General features: G+C 63.0%; 15 protein-coding genes. 11 read left to right on the forward strand and 4 right to left on the reverse strand.

Annotated elements, in window-relative coordinates; translation table 11 throughout:
- Nucleotides 1–2: 2 nt before the first annotated feature.
- Nucleotides 3–500: a ribosome maturation factor RimM gene (gene rimM / locus SH584_RS00850; RefSeq protein WP_324807813.1), complete on the forward strand. Its 498-nt coding sequence runs from the start codon at nucleotides 3–5 to the stop codon at nucleotides 498–500.
- Here the strand turns inward: rimM and SH584_RS00855 are convergent.
- Nucleotides 497–1423: an NAD(P)/FAD-dependent oxidoreductase gene (locus SH584_RS00855; RefSeq protein WP_324807815.1), complete on the reverse strand. Its 927-nt coding sequence runs from the start codon at nucleotides 1421–1423 to the stop codon at nucleotides 497–499. The genes rimM and SH584_RS00855 overlap by 4 nt on opposite strands.
- A gap of 56 nt (nucleotides 1424–1479) precedes the next feature.
- Between SH584_RS00855 and trmD the strand changes: the two genes are divergently transcribed.
- The 8 genes from trmD (at nucleotide 1480) to SH584_RS00895 (ending at nucleotide 10509) form a co-directional block, all read left to right on the forward strand.
- Nucleotides 1480–2202 (forward strand): tRNA (guanosine(37)-N1)-methyltransferase TrmD, encoded by a 723-nt coding sequence (trmD, locus tag SH584_RS00860; RefSeq protein ID WP_324807816.1) that lies wholly within the window; start codon nucleotides 1480–1482, stop codon nucleotides 2200–2202.
- Nucleotides 2203–2216: 14 nt separating this feature from the next.
- On the forward strand, nucleotides 2217–2612 hold the full coding sequence (rplS, locus tag SH584_RS00865; RefSeq protein ID WP_324807819.1) for a 50S ribosomal protein L19: 396 nt from the start codon (nucleotides 2217–2219) through the stop codon (nucleotides 2610–2612).
- Between the two features lie 127 nt (nucleotides 2613–2739).
- On the forward strand, nucleotides 2740–4941 hold the full coding sequence (locus SH584_RS00870) for a S9 family peptidase (RefSeq protein ID WP_324807820.1): 2202 nt from the start codon (nucleotides 2740–2742) through the stop codon (nucleotides 4939–4941).
- Nucleotides 4942–5018: 77 nt separating this feature from the next.
- Entirely contained in the window at nucleotides 5019–6047 is a 1029-nt protein-coding gene (locus SH584_RS00875) for an aspartate-semialdehyde dehydrogenase (RefSeq protein ID WP_324807822.1), read from the forward strand.
- A 36-nt stretch (nucleotides 6048–6083) separates the two neighbouring features.
- A complete protein-coding gene (locus tag SH584_RS00880) occupies nucleotides 6084–6572 on the forward strand; it encodes a DUF4440 domain-containing protein (RefSeq protein ID WP_324807824.1) in 489 nt (162 codons plus the stop codon).
- Nucleotides 6569–7018 (forward strand): GFA family protein, encoded by a 450-nt coding sequence (locus SH584_RS00885; RefSeq protein ID WP_324807825.1) that lies wholly within the window; start codon nucleotides 6569–6571, stop codon nucleotides 7016–7018. The genes SH584_RS00880 and SH584_RS00885 overlap by 4 nt, the downstream gene beginning before the upstream one ends.
- Nucleotides 7019–7811: 793 nt before the next feature.
- Entirely contained in the window at nucleotides 7812–8570 is a 759-nt protein-coding gene (locus SH584_RS00890) for an alpha/beta fold hydrolase (RefSeq protein ID WP_324807826.1), read from the forward strand.
- A gap of 70 nt (nucleotides 8571–8640) precedes the next feature.
- A complete protein-coding gene (locus SH584_RS00895; protein WP_416385137.1) occupies nucleotides 8641–10509 on the forward strand; it encodes a M2 family metallopeptidase in 1869 nt (622 codons plus the stop codon).
- Nucleotides 10510–10581: 72 nt separating this feature from the next.
- Here SH584_RS00895 and SH584_RS00900 read toward each other — a convergent pair whose 3' ends face one another.
- Both SH584_RS00900 and SH584_RS00905 read right to left on the reverse strand, forming a co-directional pair.
- On the reverse strand, nucleotides 10582–10992 hold the full coding sequence (locus SH584_RS00900) for a hypothetical protein (RefSeq protein WP_324807828.1): 411 nt from the start codon (nucleotides 10990–10992) through the stop codon (nucleotides 10582–10584).
- A gap of 78 nt (nucleotides 10993–11070) precedes the next feature.
- Nucleotides 11071–11550: a peroxiredoxin gene (locus SH584_RS00905; RefSeq protein WP_322840627.1), complete on the reverse strand. Its 480-nt coding sequence runs from the start codon at nucleotides 11548–11550 to the stop codon at nucleotides 11071–11073.
- A 97-nt stretch (nucleotides 11551–11647) separates the two neighbouring features.
- On the opposite strand from SH584_RS00905, the gene SH584_RS00910 reads away from it, so the two are divergent.
- Complete coding sequence (locus SH584_RS00910; RefSeq protein ID WP_324807831.1) at nucleotides 11648–12208, forward strand: YqgE/AlgH family protein; 561 nt, start codon at nucleotides 11648–11650, stop codon at nucleotides 12206–12208.
- A 105-nt stretch (nucleotides 12209–12313) separates the two neighbouring features.
- Nucleotides 12314–13738: an adenosylhomocysteinase gene (gene ahcY / locus SH584_RS00915; RefSeq protein ID WP_324807833.1), complete on the forward strand. Its 1425-nt coding sequence runs from the start codon at nucleotides 12314–12316 to the stop codon at nucleotides 13736–13738.
- Nucleotides 13739–14194: 456 nt separating this feature from the next.
- Here the strand turns inward: ahcY and SH584_RS00920 are convergent, their stop codons facing one another.
- Complete coding sequence (locus SH584_RS00920; protein WP_324807835.1) at nucleotides 14195–17515, reverse strand: TonB-dependent receptor domain-containing protein; 3321 nt, start codon at nucleotides 17513–17515, stop codon at nucleotides 14195–14197.
- Between the last annotated feature and the right edge of the window lie 148 nt (nucleotides 17516–17663).

A 17663-nucleotide genomic window follows, 5' to 3' on the forward strand; every position in this document is an offset into this window, starting at 1 on the left:
TCATGTCAGCTTCGGCGACCGACAAACGCGTGGCGTTGGCTGCGGTCGCCGGAGCGCATGGCATCAAGGGCGAGGTTCGCCTGAAGCTGTTTGCGGACAGCGTCGAGAGCCTCGCCCGCCATTCGACCGTCTCGCTGGGTGGGGAGCCGCGTCGGCTGCTTTCCGCCAAGCTTGGCGGCAAGACGGTCATCGCCCGCTTCGAAGGCGTGGCCGACCGCACCGCAGCCGAAGCGCTTCGCGGCCAATTGGTCGAAGTCGATCGCGCTGCGCTTCCCCCGCTGGAAGACGGCGAATATTATCACGCTGACCTGATCGGGCTTCCCTGCGTCGATGGAGACGGCGCAACGTTGGGCACGGTGGCGGGGATCGAGGATTTCGGTGCTGGCGATCTGCTCGAAGTCGAGAAGCCGGACGGTAAGCGATCGCTGATCCCGTTCCGCGAACCGATCGCGGTGCTTGAAGAAAGCCGCGTCGTCCTCGACCCCGACTTTCTCGCCTAGGACGCTTCCCTCACAAGCGGCTGCTTCTGCGCCAGATCGTTACGGATCGTCGTCGCGGCCACGCCGCCTTCGCCCATCGCATGGCTGATCTGATCGAGGCCCAGGACCACGTCGCCCGCGGCGTAGACGCCCTCGATCCCGGTCCGCTGGTGCGAATCCACCTTGATGCAGGCATCGCCCGCAAGGCTCGCACCCAGCATTTCAGCAAGTTGAGTGTGCGTGTCGCTCCCAAGCGCGGGGTAGACGCTGGCGAAGTCATGACGCCCCGATGGTGTGACCAGGATGATCGTCTCGTCGCCAGGCTCGATCGCTTCAACCGGACCGTCGACGATGGTGATTCCCAGCCCCGTCAGTTCGGATCGATCATGCTCGCTCAATTCATGCGGGCCGTCCGGCGCAATGATCGTCAGATCGTCGGTGTAGCTTCGCAGGAAGCGGGCTTCGGCGGCGCCATTTTCATGCGTACCGATCACCCCGACCTTCTTGTCGGTCACCTCATAGCCGTCGCAGATCGGGCAGTATCGGATCAGCCCGCGAGCCATGGCGTCGTCATGAAGTTCCGGGTCCATCGGGGGGCGGCGATTGGTGACGCCCGTCGCCAGCAGGATCGATCGAGCGGTCACCGGCCCGGCCCCCCATTCGGCGGTGAACGAGCCATCGTCATTCTTTTCGATCCGGGTCACCTGACCGTCCTCGATCCGCGTGCCGTAAAGACGCGCCTGTTCCTTCATCCGGTCGAGCAGGTCCTTGCCGTTGATGCCTTCGGGGTAGCCAGCATGGTTGTGGCTCATCGGGATCCACGCCGCCCGGCTTTTGCCGCCATCGACGACCATGATGTCGAGATGAAAGCGCGAGAGGTAGATGGCCGCGGTCAGCCCCGCAGGGCCTCCGCCGATGACGAGGCAGTCGAGGGGCTTGTCCATTCGCCCCCAATGCCGGGCATGGCGTGGCGGTTCCGCTTGGGCTAACGGCGCCAGCAATGAGTTTCCGCGCGACCGTCCTGACCCTGTATCCGGAGATGTTCCCGGGACCGCTCGGCACGAGCCTGGCCGGGCGTGCATTGGGGGAGGGCGTCTGGAGCCTCGATACCCGCAATCTTCGTGACCACGCGATCGACAAGCATCGTACCGTCGACGACACGCCCGCGGGCGGCGGGGCGGGCATGGTGCTTCGCTGCGACGTGCTCGCCGCGGCGATCGATAGCGTTGCCGACGGTCGCCCCGTGCTGGCCATGACCCCACGCGGAGCGCCGCTTAGCCAACAGCGGGTCCGGCAACTGGCGGCGGGTGAGGGGGCGATCGTTCTGTGCGGCCGGTTCGAAGGCTTCGACGAGCGCATCTTCGAGGCGCGCGCGGTCGAGCCGGTCAGCATCGGCGACTACATCCTGTCCGGTGGAGAACTGGGCGCGATGGTGCTGCTCGACGCTTGCATTCGACTGCTCCCCGGCGTAATGGGCGCGGCCTCCAGTGGAGAGGAGGAGAGCTTCGAAGAAGGTCTCCTGGAATATCCGCACTATACCCGACCCGCCATATGGGAAGGACGCACGATCCCCGAAGTGCTGCGATCGGGGGATCATGCGAAGATCGCTGCGTGGCGAAAGCAACGCTCGATCGACGATACACGGCTACGGCGGCCGGACCTGATCGAGCGCCATGGGGGTGCTCGGGAGGCGTCGCCCTCTGGTGCGCAGCGTGAAAAATAGGGTTTGATCCAGTCATGAACCTCATCCAGACGCTCGAGGCCGAACAGGTCGCCGAGCTCTCCAAGCTCCGCCCGATCCCCGAATTCCGTCCCGGCGACACGCTGAAGGTCGGCGTGAAGGTCACCGAAGGCGAGCGCAGCCGCGTTCAGATGTACGAAGGCGTGTGCATCGCCCGTGCGAACAAGGGCGTGAATTCGAACTTCACCGTCCGCAAAATCAGCTTCGGCGAAGGCGTCGAGCGCGTGTTCCCGCTCTACTCGCCCGCGCTGGCTTCGATCGAAGTCGTTCGTCGCGGCGCGGTCCGTCGCGCAAAGCTCTATTATCTGCGCGGTCGCCGCGGCAAATCGGCACGTATCGCCGAACGTCGCGACACGCGTCCCGCCAAGGGCACCGAGAAGAGCGACAGCTAAGCTTTACCAATCCGCCGCAAGGCGCGATGAAGGGGGCGTCCGGTTCGATCCGGGCGCCCTTTTTCGTTGCCGGAAGGTCCTGTCTTTGCGTGCTCGTTCCCTGCTCCTCGCCTCCTTCGCTCTCATGATGATCCCGACGTCCGCGATCGCTCAGACCGCTCCCGCCACGGTCGGCACGACGCCGTTGACGCTGGAGCGCGTGTTCGCCAGCCCGTCACTCGCCGGCTCACCGCCGCGCTCGCTTGCCCTCTCTCCCGACGGGAAGTTGGTGACCTTGCTGCGGGGCCGTGCCGACGAGCTCGAGCGTCTCGATCTGTGGGCAATCGATCCGGCGACGGGTCAGGCGCGGATGCTGGTCGACAGCAAGAAGTTCGCGACCGGGGCGACGCTGAGCGAAGCCGAGCGGATGCAGCGCGAACGCGCGCGGATCGCCAATTTGCGCGGCATCGTGCGTTACGAATGGTCTAGCGACGGCAAGTCGATCCTCGTTCCGCTCGAAGGCGACATCTATCTTGCCAGCCTCAATGGCGAAGTGCGCCGCCTGACCAAGACCAAGGGCTCTGAACTCGACGCGCGGGTCAGCGAAAAGGGCGGCTTCGTGTCGTTCGTCCGCGACAACGAGCTGCACGTGCTCAACCTCGCGACTGGCAAGGATGTCCGCATCACTAAAGGCGCTAGCGAGACCGTGAGCTGGGGCCTCGCCGAGTTCATCGCGCAGGAGGAGCTTGGCCGCACGCGCGGTTACTGGTGGTCGCCGGATGACAAGCGGATCGCGGTCGCCCGCGTCGACGAGAGCGGAGTCGAGGTCGCGACCCGCGCTGCGATCGGCGCCGACAAGACGACCACCTTCCAGCAGCGCTATCCGCGCGCCGGGACCGACAATGCCAAAGTCGACCTCTATTTGATGAACCCGGACGGCAGCGGGATGATCAAGGCCGACCTCGGGACCAACGCCGATTATTATCTTGCGCGGGTCAACTGGCTTCCCGACGCGAGTGCGCTCGTGGTCCAGCGCCTCAGCCGCGACCAGAAGACGCTCGATTATCTCAAAATCGATCCGCGGACGGGCAAGTCGTCGCTGCTGATGAGCGACAAGGCCGAGAATTGGATCAACCTCCACGACGACTTCAAGCCGCTCAAGGACGGCTCCTTCCTGTTCTCGTCGGAGCGCTCGGGCTTTAATCATCTCTACCGGATGGCCGACGGCCGTGTGACGCAGTTGACCGATGGTCCTTGGGTCACCGGCGGGCTGGTCGGGGTCGACGAGCAGAGCGGCAAGCTGTTCTTCAGCGCCAATCGCGGCAACCCGATCGAATATCAGCTTCATTCGCTCGACTACCGGACCGCCAGCGCCCAGCCGCAACTGCTGACCCGGCCGGGAACGAACAACGGCGCGGTGATGGACAAGACCGGCAAGCTTGCGTTGGTCAGCACCAGCTATCCGGGGCAGCCGCAACAGGTGTGGCTAGCCGACGGCAGCGGCAAGCGCCTGGCGTGGATCCATGAGAATCGCGTCACTGGCGACCATCCCTATGCGCCGTTCGCGGGGCTCGACGCCAAGCCGACCTATGGCAAGCTGCTGGCCGCCGATGGCCGCACGCAGCTCGACTATCGCCTGATCATGCCGCGCCTTGCTCGCGGCCAGCGTGCGCCGGTGCTGATGACGGTGTATGGTGGCCCGCAGTCGCAGGACGTGATGAACGGCTATGTTTCGCCGCTCGATCAATATCTCGTGCAGCAGGGCTGGGCGTTGTTCCGGGTCAACAATCGCGGCCAAGAGGGGCGTGGCACCGCATTCCAAAAGCCGGTCTATCGTGCACTTGGAGGCGTCGAGGTGCAGGATCAGCTTGCCGGCCTCGCATGGCTGAAGAAGCAGCCGGGCGTTCAGGCCGACAAGGTTGCCGTCTATGGGCACAGCTATGGCGGCTACATGGTGCTCAAGCTGCTCGAAGCGGCTCCCAATGCATTTGCGGCGGGCGTGGCCGGTGCCCCGGTCACGCGCTGGGACCTCTACGACACACACTACACCGAGAAATATGCCGGCGACCCGCGTCAGCTTCGCGCAGCCTACGACAAGTCGGACGCGCTTCGCGAAAGCGGCAAGATCGCCGACCCGCTGATGCTCATCCACGGCATGAGCGACGACAATGTCCTGTTTCAGCATTCGACCGAACTGATGGCGCGGATGCAGGAGGCGAAGGTGCCGTTCGAAACGATGGTCTATCCGGGACTTGGCCACAGCATTTCGGGCACTAACATCTCGGTCCACCAGTGGAACACGATCCTCAATTTCCTGAAGCGGAACGAGGTCGCGCCCACCAAGCGCTAATCGGCGCGAAGTGCTGGACTAAGCGCGGTGCCGATCCCATATCGGCGCCGCACCCCGCATCGTCTCGGAGAATTTGAATGGGCTATCGTATCGTCGTGGTCGGCGCGACCGGAAATGTGGGGCGCGAAATCCTCAATGTCCTCGCGGAACGGCAGTTTCCCGCCGACGAAGTCGCCGCGGTCGCAAGTCCGCGTTCGACCGGCGACATCATCGACTTCGGCGACAGCGGCAAGGAACTGAAGGTCCAGAACATCGAGCATTTCGATTTCGAGGGCTGGGACATGGCGCTCTTCGCCGCCGGGTCCGAGGTCAGCCGCGTCCACGCGCCGCGCGCGGCGGCATCGGGTTGCACGGTCATCGACAATAGCTCGCTCTACCGGATGGATCCCGACGTTCCGCTGATCGTGCCGGAGGTCAATCCGGACGCAATCGCCGGCTATCGCGCGAAAAACATCATCGCCAATCCCAACTGCTCGACCGCGCAGATGGTCGTCGCGCTGAAGCCGCTCCACGACGTCGCGCGGATCAAGCGCGTGGTGGTGTCGACCTATCAGTCGGTCTCCGGCGCGGGGAAGGCGGGGATGGACGAGTTGTTCGAGCAAAGCCGCAACATCTTCGTCGGCGACAGCAACGAGGCGAAGAAATTCACCAAGCAGATTGCGTTCAACGTCATTCCGCACATCGACAGCTTCCTCGACGACGGGTCGACCAAGGAAGAATGGAAGATGGTTGTCGAGACGAAGAAGATCCTCGATCCCAAGATCAAGGTAACCGCGACCTGCGTTCGCGTGCCGGTGTTCGTCGGCCATTCAGAAAGCGTGAACATCGAATTCGAGGACGAGATCACCGCCGAGCAGGCGCAGAACATCCTGCGCGAGGCGCCGGGCGTGATGCTGGTCGATAAGCGCGAGGACGGCGGTTATGTCACGCCGGTCGAATGCGTCGGCGACTATGCGACCTTCGTCAGCCGCGTCCGCGAGGATTCGACGGTCGAAAATGGCCTCAGCATGTGGGTCGTCAGCGACAATCTGCGCAAGGGCGCCGCGCTCAACGCGGTACAGATCGCCGAACTGCTTGGCCGCCGCCACTTGCAGAAGGCCGCCTGACCGCTAGCATCGGCTGATCCTTCGAGGAGAAGTTCGATGCGTGGTTCGTTGATGATGACGCCGATCCTGGCGGTCGCTCTGGCGGCTTGCCAGTCGCAGGAGGCAGCGAAGGCACCGGCCGCCCCGCCAAGTCAGACCGATGCCGAAAAGGTCGTCGCCGACGCCGAGGCGGGGTGGAGCAGCGGTCAGGTCGAGCGGGTTATGGCGAACTATGCCAATGGCGCGGTGGTGTTCGATTCGAGCACACTCGCCCCGACGACCGATCGCAATGCCCAGACGCGCGCGAACGCCGCCTTTCTGACGATGAAGCCCGCCGATTTCCGAGTCGAACCTCGGCATGTGCAGGCGCTCGATGACGACACGATCGTCGCATCGGGCGTGCTTGCCTTTACCGCGCAGGTCGGCGCGACCCGCCAGCTTGTCCGCACGCGCTACAGCCAGGTCTATCAGAAACAGGCCGACGGCCGCTGGCTGATCGTTCACGAGCATATGTCTGCACCCCCCGCCGGAACCGCGATGCCGTGAGCGAGGCAGTGACCATGGCGGGAGGTTGCGCCTGCGGTGCGGTCCGGTTCGAGGCTGAGATCGCCGACGAGGACGCCTACCTCTGTCACTGCCGGATGTGTCAGCGGGCGACGGGCTCGGTCTCGATCGCCTTCAAGAATTTGGCGCAAAAGGACATGCGCTGGCTGTCGGGTCCCGATTGGTACGACAGCTCACCGATCGCCAGGCGCCCCTATTGCGCCAAGTGCGGAACGTCCCTCGGTTTCCAGTTCAAGGAGGGGCCCAACCTCGACCTGACCGTTGCCGCCTTCGACGACCCGTCGCGATTCAAGCCGACGTCGCACTTTGGCGCGGAGAGCATTCATCGGAACTGGCTTGACACCAAAGTGCTCCCCGAAACGCGCACCGACCAACATCAGAAGCTGGTCGATAAGTGGGAGGCAGCGGTCGGGAAAATGCCTGAGTAAATACGGGGAGACTTTGTCCGCTTTCGACCCATCGCGGACATTCGCTCTTTGCGAGAGTGTAAACTCATGTCTGAGTGCGATGATCATGTACTTTGGAGTGGTCGGCCTGCTCAGGGCTTAGCGTGGCGGCCGCAAGACTTTGGCCACACTGCAACCTACACTCTTGTGGGCGCAGTCGTGCTTTTCATGAGCATAAAAGGCGAGCATTGGTTCTTCTTTGCGCTCTCACTTGCTGTGCTAGCCTATGTCTTGGTGGGGCGATTCTACCACGATGCCGCTCTGCGAAAGCGCATCAGCTACATTCTGACAAAACGCGGTTTGGAAGTTTGGCGAGATGGAACGGCAAGACCCGAATGTCTTATTGACTTCCATCGACTGAACAATCTCCAGCCCCTCTTCATCACAAACTTGGGCCGAGGCACCGTTGAACTTCCGCCCGGAGGTTGGGCGAGGCAGCCGGAATGGTTTGACCGTTGGGATAGCATGGTGCCAGCCATGTATCCGTGCCGAAGACTCGAATTGCTCGATGACGTGCTACCAACACTGGAGACCATCCGCAGGGAAGCCTCCCTCACGAGAATTGGGCACCTGGAGCCATCACTCTCACCGACGTAGTGCGTCTGCTTTCCACCCTCAGCGGACATTGCAATACCGGACGTTGACTGACATTCGCTCACGATATGTGGAGCGCGATTGACACAGAATCAGTTTGGCAGAGGCAAGTGCGCCCCGGCATGATTGGCGTCATTGCTTGCACATTCGTCGCTAGTCAGGTTCGAGAAGATTGCCGATCATGATTGACGTTCCTATCCATCACTGGACCGCGTCGGACGGCGTTCGCCTGGCTTGGCGCGAGGTTGGGAGCGGGCGGCCGGTGATCCTTCTGCACGGTCTGTTCAGCGACGCTGTCACCAACTGGATCAAGTTTGGCGCCGCCGAGGCGATTGCGGCGCGCGGTAGGCGGGTGATCATGCCCGACCTTCGTGCGCATGGGGCCAGCGAAAAGCCGCAGGAGGTCGAGGCTTACCCGCGCGGCGTGCTCGCCCGCGACGCTCGCGAACTGATCGCCCACCTCGGCATCGACGACTATGACCTCGGCGGCTTTTCGCTCGGCGCGCGCACGACGGTGCAGGTGATCGGGGAGGGGGCCAAGCCTGCCAGTGCCGTTCTCGCCGGGATGGGGATCGAGGGGCTTCAGGACTGGAACCGCCGACAGGCTTTTTTCCACGAAGCCATCGCGCAGTTCGACATTGCGACGCGCGGCGACCGCTGGTGGATGGCGATCCAGTTCATGAAGACGATGAAGGTCGATCGTGTCGCCGCCGGCCACCTGCTGCGGACGTTTGAGGATGCCAATCCGGCGTGGATCGACGCCTTCACCATGAGGACGATGGTCCTGTGCGGGTCGGAGGATGACGACAACGGCTCGGCCCCCGAACTTGCCGAACGCCTGCCCAACGCCGAGTATGTCGCCATCCCGGGCACGCACATGTCGAGCGTGACCAAGCCCGAATTCGGCGCGGCGTTGGCGAGCTTCCTTGCCGTGTCTTGACCTTTTTTGGCGCTCGGCCCAATTCCTGCAGCCACGCGATCAGACCAAGTTTTCTCAAGGAGTTTCCGTCTTGAACCGTCTTGCTTTCTCCGCCTCGTTTCTTGCGCTCGCATTGGCCGGTTGCGCGACCACGGGTGCTCCCGACACCGTTGCTGTTGCCACGCCCGAGACGGCCGCGCCGGCCGAAGAGAGCACCGCGCTGACCGCGGCCGCTGCCGATGCGTTCGTTGCTGCGGCGGAAAAGGATCTGTTCGACTATTCGGTCGAGGCGAGCCGCATCAATTGGGAAAATGCGACCAACATCACCGACGCGACCGACGCCGCGGCGGCCAAGATCAACGCGGTCGGCACCGAAAAGAGCGTCAAATATGCGCTTGAGGCCGCCAAATATGCGCAGGTCGAAGGGCTGAGCTACGACACCAAGCGCAAGCTCGACATCCTGCGCACCGGAATCGTGCTTCCGGCGCCGACGACGCCGGGCGCCGCGACCGAACTCAACACGATCGCGACCAAGCTGCAGTCAGACTACGGCAAGGGCAAGGGAACGCTGAACGGCAAGCCGATCAATGGCAGCGACATCGAAGCCGAGATGGGCAACGTCAAGCGGACGCCCAAGGAGCTGGCCGAGATGTGGACCAGCTGGCACGACAATGTCGGGGCGCCGATGAAGAACGACTATGTGCGCATGGTCGGGATCGCCAACGGCGGCGCCAAGGAATTGGGCTTCAACGACGTCGGCGCGATGTGGCGTTCTGGCTACGACATGCCGCCCGAGCAGTTCGCGCAGGAAACAGAACGGCTGTGGCAGGAAGTGAAGCCGCTCTACATGTCGCTGCACACGTACGTGCGGAACAAGCTGAACAAGAAGTACGGCAGTTCGGTCCAGCCCGCGAACGGCCCGATCCGCGCCGACCTGCTCGGCAACATGTGGGCGCAGGAGTGGGGAAATATCTATCCGCTCGTTGCCCCAGCCGGTTCCGGCAATCTGGGCTTCGACATCACCGACCTTCTCGCCGCGAAGAAGTATGACGAGCTGAAGATGGTCAAGACCGGGGAAAACTTCTTCTCCTCGCTCGGCTTCGCGCCGCTGCCGCAGACCTTCTACGAACGTTCGATGTTCCTAAAGCCGGCTGACCGCGAAGTCGTCTGCCACGCGTCGGCCTGGAACCTCGACAACAAGGACGACGTCCGCATCAAGATGTGCATCAAGCGCAACGCGGACGATTTTGTGACGATCCATCACGAACTCGGCCACAATTATTACCAGCGGGCCTACAACCAGCAGCCCTATCTCTACCTGAACGGCGCCAATGACGGCTTCCACGAAGCGATCGGCGACGCCGTCGCACTGTCGATCACGCCGGAATATCTGGTCCAGGTCGGGCTGCTCGACCGGTCGCGCGTTCCCAGCGCCGACAAGGACGTCGGGCTGCTTCTCCGCCAAGCCATGGACAAGGTCGCCTTCCTGCCGTTCGGCCTGATGGTCGACCGCTACCGCTGGGGCATCTTCGACGGCACGATCGCGCCGGCCGACTACAACACCGCGTGGACCAAGATGCGCCTGGACTATCAGGGCATCACGCCGCCGACCGCTCGCGATCCCAATGGCTTCGACGCCGGTGGCAAGTTCCACATTCCGGGCAACACGCCGTACACCCGCTACTTCCTCGCGCGGATCCTGCAGTTCCAATTCTACAAGGCGGCGTGCGACGCGGCCGGGTGGAAGGGGCCGCTTCACCGCTGCAGCTTCTACGGCAACAAGGAAGTCGGAACGCGCTTGAATGCGATGCTCGAAATGGGCGCGTCCAAGCCGTGGCCCGACGCGCTCGAGGCGTTCACCGGCACTCGCCAGATGTCGGGCGCAGCGATGGCCGAGTATTTCGCTCCGCTGAAAGCCTGGCTGGACGAGCAGAACAAGGGCCAGACGCAAGGCTGGTAAGCCTTCGCCCATAAAAAAGGGGAGCGGCGCCATGGCACCGCTCCCCTTCTTTTCATTCAGGACTGGGGTCGATCAGTATGCGATCGCGCCGGCCTTCAGTTGGTCCTCGACGACAGGATCGGCGGGGATGCTGGTCTTCTTGCCGGTTTCCTTCAGCGACAGCGCCTCGGCTGCAAAATCGCTCTGGTCCTTGTCGGTCGCCGTGAAGCGATCCTTCACTTCGCGCAGCTTGTCGCCGGCGTCCGACAGGCCGCCCTTGATCTTCGCCGACAGTTCCTCGGCGGTCTCGTTGATCGACTTGTCGCGGCGCGAAAAGAAGAACGCGCCTGCGGCTGCCGCTGCGACGGCGGTCACCGCTCCGGTTGCGATGGCGGCGCTGGCGTAGGGGCGATCGCGAACCGTACGTCCGGCGCGGGCCGCGATGTTGTCGCTGGCCCTCTTCTTGGGGGCCGAGCGGGTTTTGGTCGTCTTGGTGGTCGCCATGCTTCTACTCCTCACAATGATGGTGTGAGGGCGTAACGCACGGCGGGCCATGAAGACCCGCCGCAGGTCGCAATAAGCTTACAGTTGGCCGAGAAGCGTCTCGGCGCTCGACGCCGAATATTCGCCCGGGGCTTCGACGTTCAGTTGCTCCACCACGCCGTCGTTGACGATCATCGAGTAGCGTTGGCTGCGCTTGCCCATGCCGAACTTCGACGCGTCCATCGACAGGCCGATCGCCTCGGCGAATTCGCCATTGCCGTCGGCCAGCATCGTGATCGCTTCCGAACCGGCATCCTTGTTCCACGCGCCCATGACGAACGGGTCGTTAATCGAGGTTCCGACGATCTCGTCGACACCCTTCGCCTTCAGTTCTTCCGCCTTCTCGACAAAGCTGGGCAGGTGACGCGCCGAGCAGGTCGGGGTGTAAGCGCCGGGGACGGCGAACAGGGCGACCTTCTTGCCCTTAAAGAATTCGCCGGTCTGGACCGGGATCGGGCCCTCGGCCGTGGCGAGGGTGAGGGGGACGTCGGGCAGGCGCTCTCCGACCTGGATGGTCATGGCAATTTCTCCTTGAGAATGGTGAGCCGCGAGATAGGCGCGACCTGCTGCACTCACAAGGCTTGCGCCTGCATCGGCCGCCGCGCATTTTGCAGGCATGACCGATCCGCGCTTCCTGTCAGGTAAGTTGCTGCTGGCGATGCCGGGCATCGGCGATCCGCGCTTCGAGCGGGCGGTGATCGCGATGTGCGCGCATGACGAGCATGGCGCGATCGGGATCGGCATCGGGCACCAGCGCGCCGATATCGGCGTGCGGGAGCTTTTGCAGCAGCTCGACATCGATCCCGGCGATGCTCCCGATGGTTCCGTCCTTCATGGTGGCCCGGTCGAGCCTGGACGTGGGTTCGTGCTCCACAGCGAAGACTGGGGCGGGCAGGACACGATCAAGGTGGCCGGGCTCGGCGCCATGACCGGCACGATCGACGTCCTCAGGGCGATATCGGAAGGCAAGGGGCCGAGCCGCTACCTCATCGCGTTGGGCTACGCGGGATGGGACGGCGGCCAACTCGATGCGGAGATGGCGCGTCCAGGCTGGTTTGCGGCGACGGGCCGCGAGGAAATCCTGTTCGAGACGGCGGTGGGCGACCGGTGGGAAGCAAGTTTTCGCGCCGACGGCATTGACCCGCGGTTGCTCGACGCAACCGCCGGCGAAGCGTGATATAAAGATATCCTTATATTTGCTTTTCGGCGCTCGCGCGGGTAGGGGCGGCGCAGATATTCCCGCGGCACGAATGCCGCCCCTATACGCACTGGAGACTGCTTCGTGGCCACTTCCGCCGATACGATGACGCGCGATTACTTCGTGAAGGACATCAGCCTTGCCGATTTCGGCCGCAAGGAAATCGAAATCGCCGAGACCGAAATGCCGGGCCTGATGGCGCTTCGCGAGGAGTTCGGCGCGGCGCAGCCGCTCAAGGGCGCGCGCATCGTCGGCTCGCTTCACATGACGATCCAGACCGCAGTGCTCATCGAAACGCTGACCGCGCTCGGCGCGACGGTTCGTTGGGCCTCGTGCAACATTTATTCGACTCAGGACCATGCCGCCGCCGCGATTGCCAAGTCGGGAGTGCCGGTCTTCGCGGTGAAGGGCGAGACGCTCGAAGAATATTGGGACTATGTCGTTCGCATCTTCGATTGGTCGACCGAAGCCGACCCGAACCAGACCTGCAACCTGATCCTCGACGACGGTGGCGATGCCACGATGTTTGCACTGTGGGGCGCGCGCGTCGAAGCGGGCGAGACGCTGTTCACGCCGCAGAACGAGGAAGAAGAGGTGTTCGCGGCGACGCTGACCCGCTTCCTCAAGGAGCGTCCGGGCTACCTCACCGCGACCGTCGCCAACATCAAGGGCGTCAGCGAAGAGACCACCACCGGCGTCCATCGCCTGTATGAGCTGTCGAAGTCGGGCAAGCTTCCTTTCCCGGCGATCAACGTCAACGACAGCGTGACCAAATCGAAGTTCGACAACCTGTACGGCTGCAAGGAAAGCCTGGTCGACGCGATCCGTCGCGGCACCGATGTCATGCTCGCCGGCAAGGTCGCCTGCGTCGCGGGATTCGGCGACGTCGGCAAGGGTTCGGCGGCCTCGCTCCGCAACGGCGGTGCCCGCGTCCTGGTGACCGAAGTCGATCCGATCTGCGCACTTCAGGCGGCGATGGAAGGCTATGAAGTCGTCACGATGGAAGAGGCCGCCAAGCGCGCCGACATCTTCGTCACCGCGACCGGCAACATGGACGTCATCACCGTCGACCACATGCGCGCGATGAAGAACATGGCGATCGTCTGCAACATCGGCCACTTCGACAGCGAGATCCAGATCGGCGCGCTGAGCAACATGAAGTGGACCGAAATCAAGCCGCAGGTCGACGAAGTCGAATTTGCCGACGGCAAGAAGCTGATCATCCTGTCGAAGGGCCGCCTGGTCAACCTCGGTAACGCCACCGGCCACCCGAGCTTCGTGATGTCGGCCAGCTTCACCAATCAGACGCTGGCGCAGATCGAACTGTGGACCAAGTCTGAGGCGTACAAGAACGACGTCTACGTCCTGCCGAAGCACCTCGACGAAAAGGTCGCTGCGCTTCACCTCGACAAGCTGGGCGTGCAGCTGACCAAGCTTAGCGACAAGCAGGCGTCTTACATCGGTGTGACTCCGGAAGGCCCGTTCAAGCCCGAGCACTACCGCTACTGATCGCTTCAAAGCGCTGAGAGAAATGACCATCGCGGCGCATCGCCGCGGTGGTTTTTCTTTGCGTGTCGCGCCGGTCCGCGCTCGGGAGAGGGAAGGGCTGTGCGGCTTGGAGCTGCACCCTGCGCACGGCTAGTTCGCGTTTGGCTGATCAAACCCAACGACAGACAAGCAGCCAAGCCTCGCTCTCAAACTTCCTCCGCGATGTGGGATCGACAATGAGCGCTGCAAGGCGGTGAGAACGAGAGCCGTTACGGAAGAGCGTGTCGATGACCGTTGTCGGGTTGCTGGGTTCGCTCCAGCCGCAAGTGAGGGATCGCCTGTAGTCCTTCGGATGGCTGCCGTCTTTACAGCCTCGACCGGCTTTTCCAGCGAATTAGATCGCCCATATTCGCCGGCCATGAAAAAGGGGCCGGGAGCAAAGCTCCCGACCCCCAATTCGATCGTACTCTCGCGCGTTTAAAAACGAGCGCGGAAGCCGGCGTAGTAGCTGCGGCCGCGGAACGAGTAGATCGCGCTGCCGGCGCCAGTCGCCGTGGTTGCACCCTTCGGAACGCCCTTGTCGAACACGTTGTCCACGCCAACGTAGAACTTGTAGGCGTTGCCACGTCCATCCTTCGCGATGTCGAAGTCGGCACGCAGATCGTGATACGACACTGCCTTGAACTTGCGATCCGGGAACGCATCGACGTCGGTGGCAGGCAGTCCGTTGATTTCGAACAGCGAGGCGTAGGTGTTGAAGTACATCGGGCCGATGTACCGCGCACGGTAGCCAAGCGTGACCGGTCCCAGGCCGAAGTCGAAGTCCCAGCGGAACTCGTCCTCCGGATCGCCGAGCTGACCCAGAACGCGAGTTTCGAAGTCGGGGTTGGTCGGGTCCTGGAAATTGCTGATCTCGAAGTTGTGCGTGTAGATCAGGTTGGTGTTGAAATCGATCGGGCCGAAGTCACGACGATAGGCGAAGTTGACGTCGATACCGCGACGCTTGCGCTCAGCGAAGTTCAGCGGCGCATTGATGAGCGAGTTGCCCAGAATGCGACCCGGGACTTCACCCAGCGGTCCGGGGCCAGTGCCACGATAACGCTCGAACTGCCCGCAGAAGATGTTGTTCAGCGAGGCCGAGTCGTAGCACTGGTTCACGATCGTCTGAGGAGCGACGGTCGCAATGATGCCCTTCACGGTGATGTCGTAATAGTCGACCGACAGGCTCATCCCCGGAATGAATCGGGGCTGGAAGACGCCGCCGACCGTGTACGAGTCCGACTTTTCCACATCGAGCGACGGGTTTGAACCGCTGACGATGGGAAGCGACTGAGTCGCGTCGGTCAGGTTCGCAAGCAACGGCCCGAGATCGGCGGCGCAGTTGGCGGCGCGAACCGGGTTACCTGCACGAGCCGTGGGGTTGCACGGATCGACGAAGCCGTTCGAGAAGTTCGGCACCAGCGGGAAGCCGGTTTCCGACACGTTCGGCGCACGCACCGCGCGGCTGTAGTTTGCACGGAAGCGCAGGTCGCGGAACGGAGCGTAATCCACGCCGGCGTTGTACGAGAAGACGCGGCCGACCGAACCCTGATACTTCGCGACGCGGCCTGCACCACTGAGCGTGAGCTCGTGGAACAGCGGAACGTCCTTGATGATCGGGATACGAAGTTCGCCGAAGGCTTCTTTCACCTTGAAGGCGTCCGGCTTGAACGCCGGGATCGAAACGCCGTTCGAGAAACCTTCGGTCGTGAACGGGTCCTGCTCATAGGAAGCATTTTCACGACGATATTCGGCACCAAGCGCGAAGCTGATCGGACCGCCGGGCAGTTCGAAGAGCTGGCTCGAATCGCCGGACATGAAGCCCGACAAGACGAGCTGATCGAGCGAGGACTTCGCGGTGAAAGTGCGACCGAAGTAGGCGACCGAGGCACTGTTATCGGCCGATCCGAACGGATTGTACGGAACGCAGGCGGCAATATCCGCGGCCAGGCGAGCGCTCTGCGCTGCCTGATATGCGGCCTGCCTCGCAGCATCGCCCGGACCGAAGCCGACCAGCTTGACCGCCGAAGCCGGATCGAACTGCGAACGGCACTGGATCTGGCCGGTGACCGGGTTACGGCCAGCGTCGAGCGCAAGCGCAAAACGCTGACGATCGATGTAGCCGCTGGCGCTGATGTCTTCCTTGAACTTACCGTAGTTCGCGGAGATTTCGTAGCTCCAGTCGGTGTTGAACGTGCCGCGGAGACCGCCGACGAAGCGATACGTATCGCGCTGGAACTTCTCGTCGCGAAGACCGACGTCGAGCAGGTTACGAGCGATAACGAAGCGATAGCTGCCGTTGGCGATATTGGCGCGATCGGTTGCGGTCAGGTTGCCGGCTGCAGGGCAGGTAACCTGAAGATCCGAGCGGCAACCAGAAGCCGAGATCAGGTTCGCCAGCGTGATGCGATCGGCCGGGTTCAGGAACGGGTTGTCCAACCGCTGACGCTCGCGGAAGTCGACCGTGCCGCCAGTTCCCTGGACGAACGACGGACCGGCGTTGTTGCCGAGCGCGTTCACGCGGTTCCACTTGCCTTCGAAGAAGACTTCAGCCGCCTGGCTGAATTCGAACTGGCTGAGGATGTTGAAGTTGTAGCGTTCGGTGAACGGAAGAACCGAGACGGTCTTTCCTTCACGACCGGACTGGCCGTTCGTGCCGACGATGCCGCTGTTGATGCCGGTGCCGAAGCGCGCGCCGGTCTGCTGCGTCAGGCGTCCATCCCCAGTGAAGATGTAAGTGCAGCTGAACGGCGCACCCAGGCTGTTGGTCCCACCGTTGTTCGGCGTCGTGGCATTGCCGCAAGCACCGCTTTCAAAACCCGGCGTCGCGGGGTCGTTCGACCGCTGGTTGATCGGGATGAGACCGCGATAATCGATCGTCGTGCTGCCAAGGCCCCGGAAGAAGGCACGATCGGGGAAGCCGTCGCCACCATTGACGATTCCGGCACCGCCGTCTGAATCGACGGGAGCGAAGTTGTCGTTGCTGCGGAAGGCCGGAACGTCCGACGCGAACACGCGGTCGGCGCGGGCATATTCGCCGTGAAGCGTTACGTTGCCGCGTCCGTCGGCGAAGTTCTTGCCGTACATGGCCGAAACATACTGGTTCCCGCCGAAGCCCTCTTCGGCGATGCCGGCCTGGCCGCGAAGCTGAAGGCCTTCGTAATCACGACGCAGGACGAAGTTGACGACGCCCGCGATCGCGTCCGAGCCATAGATGGCCGAGTTACCGCCGGTCACGATGTCGACGCGCTCGATGAGGTCGTTCGGGATCGTGTTGATGTCGGGCGACACGGCGTTGTTCAGAATGTCGGCGGCGACGTGACGACGGCCATTGACCAGGACCAGCGTGCGCTGGGTGCCGAGGCCGCGAAGATCGAGCAGGTTGAGACCGGCGATGCCGATGCCGAGACCCGGGTTCTGCTGCGCAAAGGTGCTGCGGAGCTGCGGCAGGTCGTTCAGCGTGTCGCCGACGTTGGTCTGGCCCTGCTGGAAGAAGGTCTCGCCGCCGATCGACGTGATCGGAACGGTCGATTCGAGGTTCGGGCGACGAATGCGCGAGCCGGTGACGACGACGGCCTGGCAGTTCTGTGCGTTCGGATCGGTCAGGCAGGGGTCGTTCTCCCCCGACTGAATTTCGACCTCGGTCGTCAGCGTGGCGGGCGGATCGGTGTCACCGGTCGTGTCCTGGGCGAACGCAGGCTGTGCGATCGCCATGGTGCCAAACAACGCGGTGGCACCGAGCAAAAATTCTTTTTTCATTAAATCCCCCTGAGCGAATATCGATTCGCAGCATGCCAAAATGCGGCACGGGTTCAATGGTGCAGCGGGCTGGAACAGACATTTCTATGGCAATGTATCTGAATCGTCACACCTAGGCGGACGGGGGAAGGGCCCAATCGAACTAAGT

Origin of the sequence: Sphingomonas sp. LY29 (genome assembly GCF_035593985.1) — a bacterium.
Lineage (GTDB): Bacteria > Pseudomonadota > Alphaproteobacteria > Sphingomonadales > Sphingomonadaceae > Sphingomicrobium.

Coding starts and splice junctions, on each gene's coding strand:
- trmD (WP_324807816.1), top strand. CDS start 1,480: ATGAGTTTCCGCGCGACCGTCCTGACCCTGTATCCGGAGATGTTCCCG.
- SH584_RS00855 (WP_324807815.1), bottom strand. CDS start 1,423: ATGGACAAGCCCCTCGACTGCCTCGTCATCGGCGGAGGCCCTGCGGGG.
- SH584_RS00880 (WP_324807824.1), top strand. CDS start 6,084: ATGCGTGGTTCGTTGATGATGACGCCGATCCTGGCGGTCGCTCTGGCG.
- SH584_RS00910 (WP_324807831.1), top strand. CDS start 11,648: ATGACCGATCCGCGCTTCCTGTCAGGTAAGTTGCTGCTGGCGATGCCG.
- SH584_RS00870 (WP_324807820.1), top strand. CDS start 2,740: ATGATCCCGACGTCCGCGATCGCTCAGACCGCTCCCGCCACGGTCGGC.
- rimM (WP_324807813.1), top strand. CDS start 3: ATGTCAGCTTCGGCGACCGACAAACGCGTGGCGTTGGCTGCGGTCGCC.
- SH584_RS00900 (WP_324807828.1), bottom strand. CDS start 10,992: ATGGCGACCACCAAGACGACCAAAACCCGCTCGGCCCCCAAGAAGAGG.
- SH584_RS00890 (WP_324807826.1), top strand. CDS start 7,812: ATGATTGACGTTCCTATCCATCACTGGACCGCGTCGGACGGCGTTCGC.
- rplS (WP_324807819.1), top strand. CDS start 2,217: ATGAACCTCATCCAGACGCTCGAGGCCGAACAGGTCGCCGAGCTCTCC.
- SH584_RS00920 (WP_324807835.1), bottom strand. CDS start 17,515: ATGAAAAAAGAATTTTTGCTCGGTGCCACCGCGTTGTTTGGCACCATG.
- SH584_RS00905 (WP_322840627.1), bottom strand. CDS start 11,550: ATGACCATCCAGGTCGGAGAGCGCCTGCCCGACGTCCCCCTCACCCTC.
- SH584_RS00875 (WP_324807822.1), top strand. CDS start 5,019: ATGGGCTATCGTATCGTCGTGGTCGGCGCGACCGGAAATGTGGGGCGC.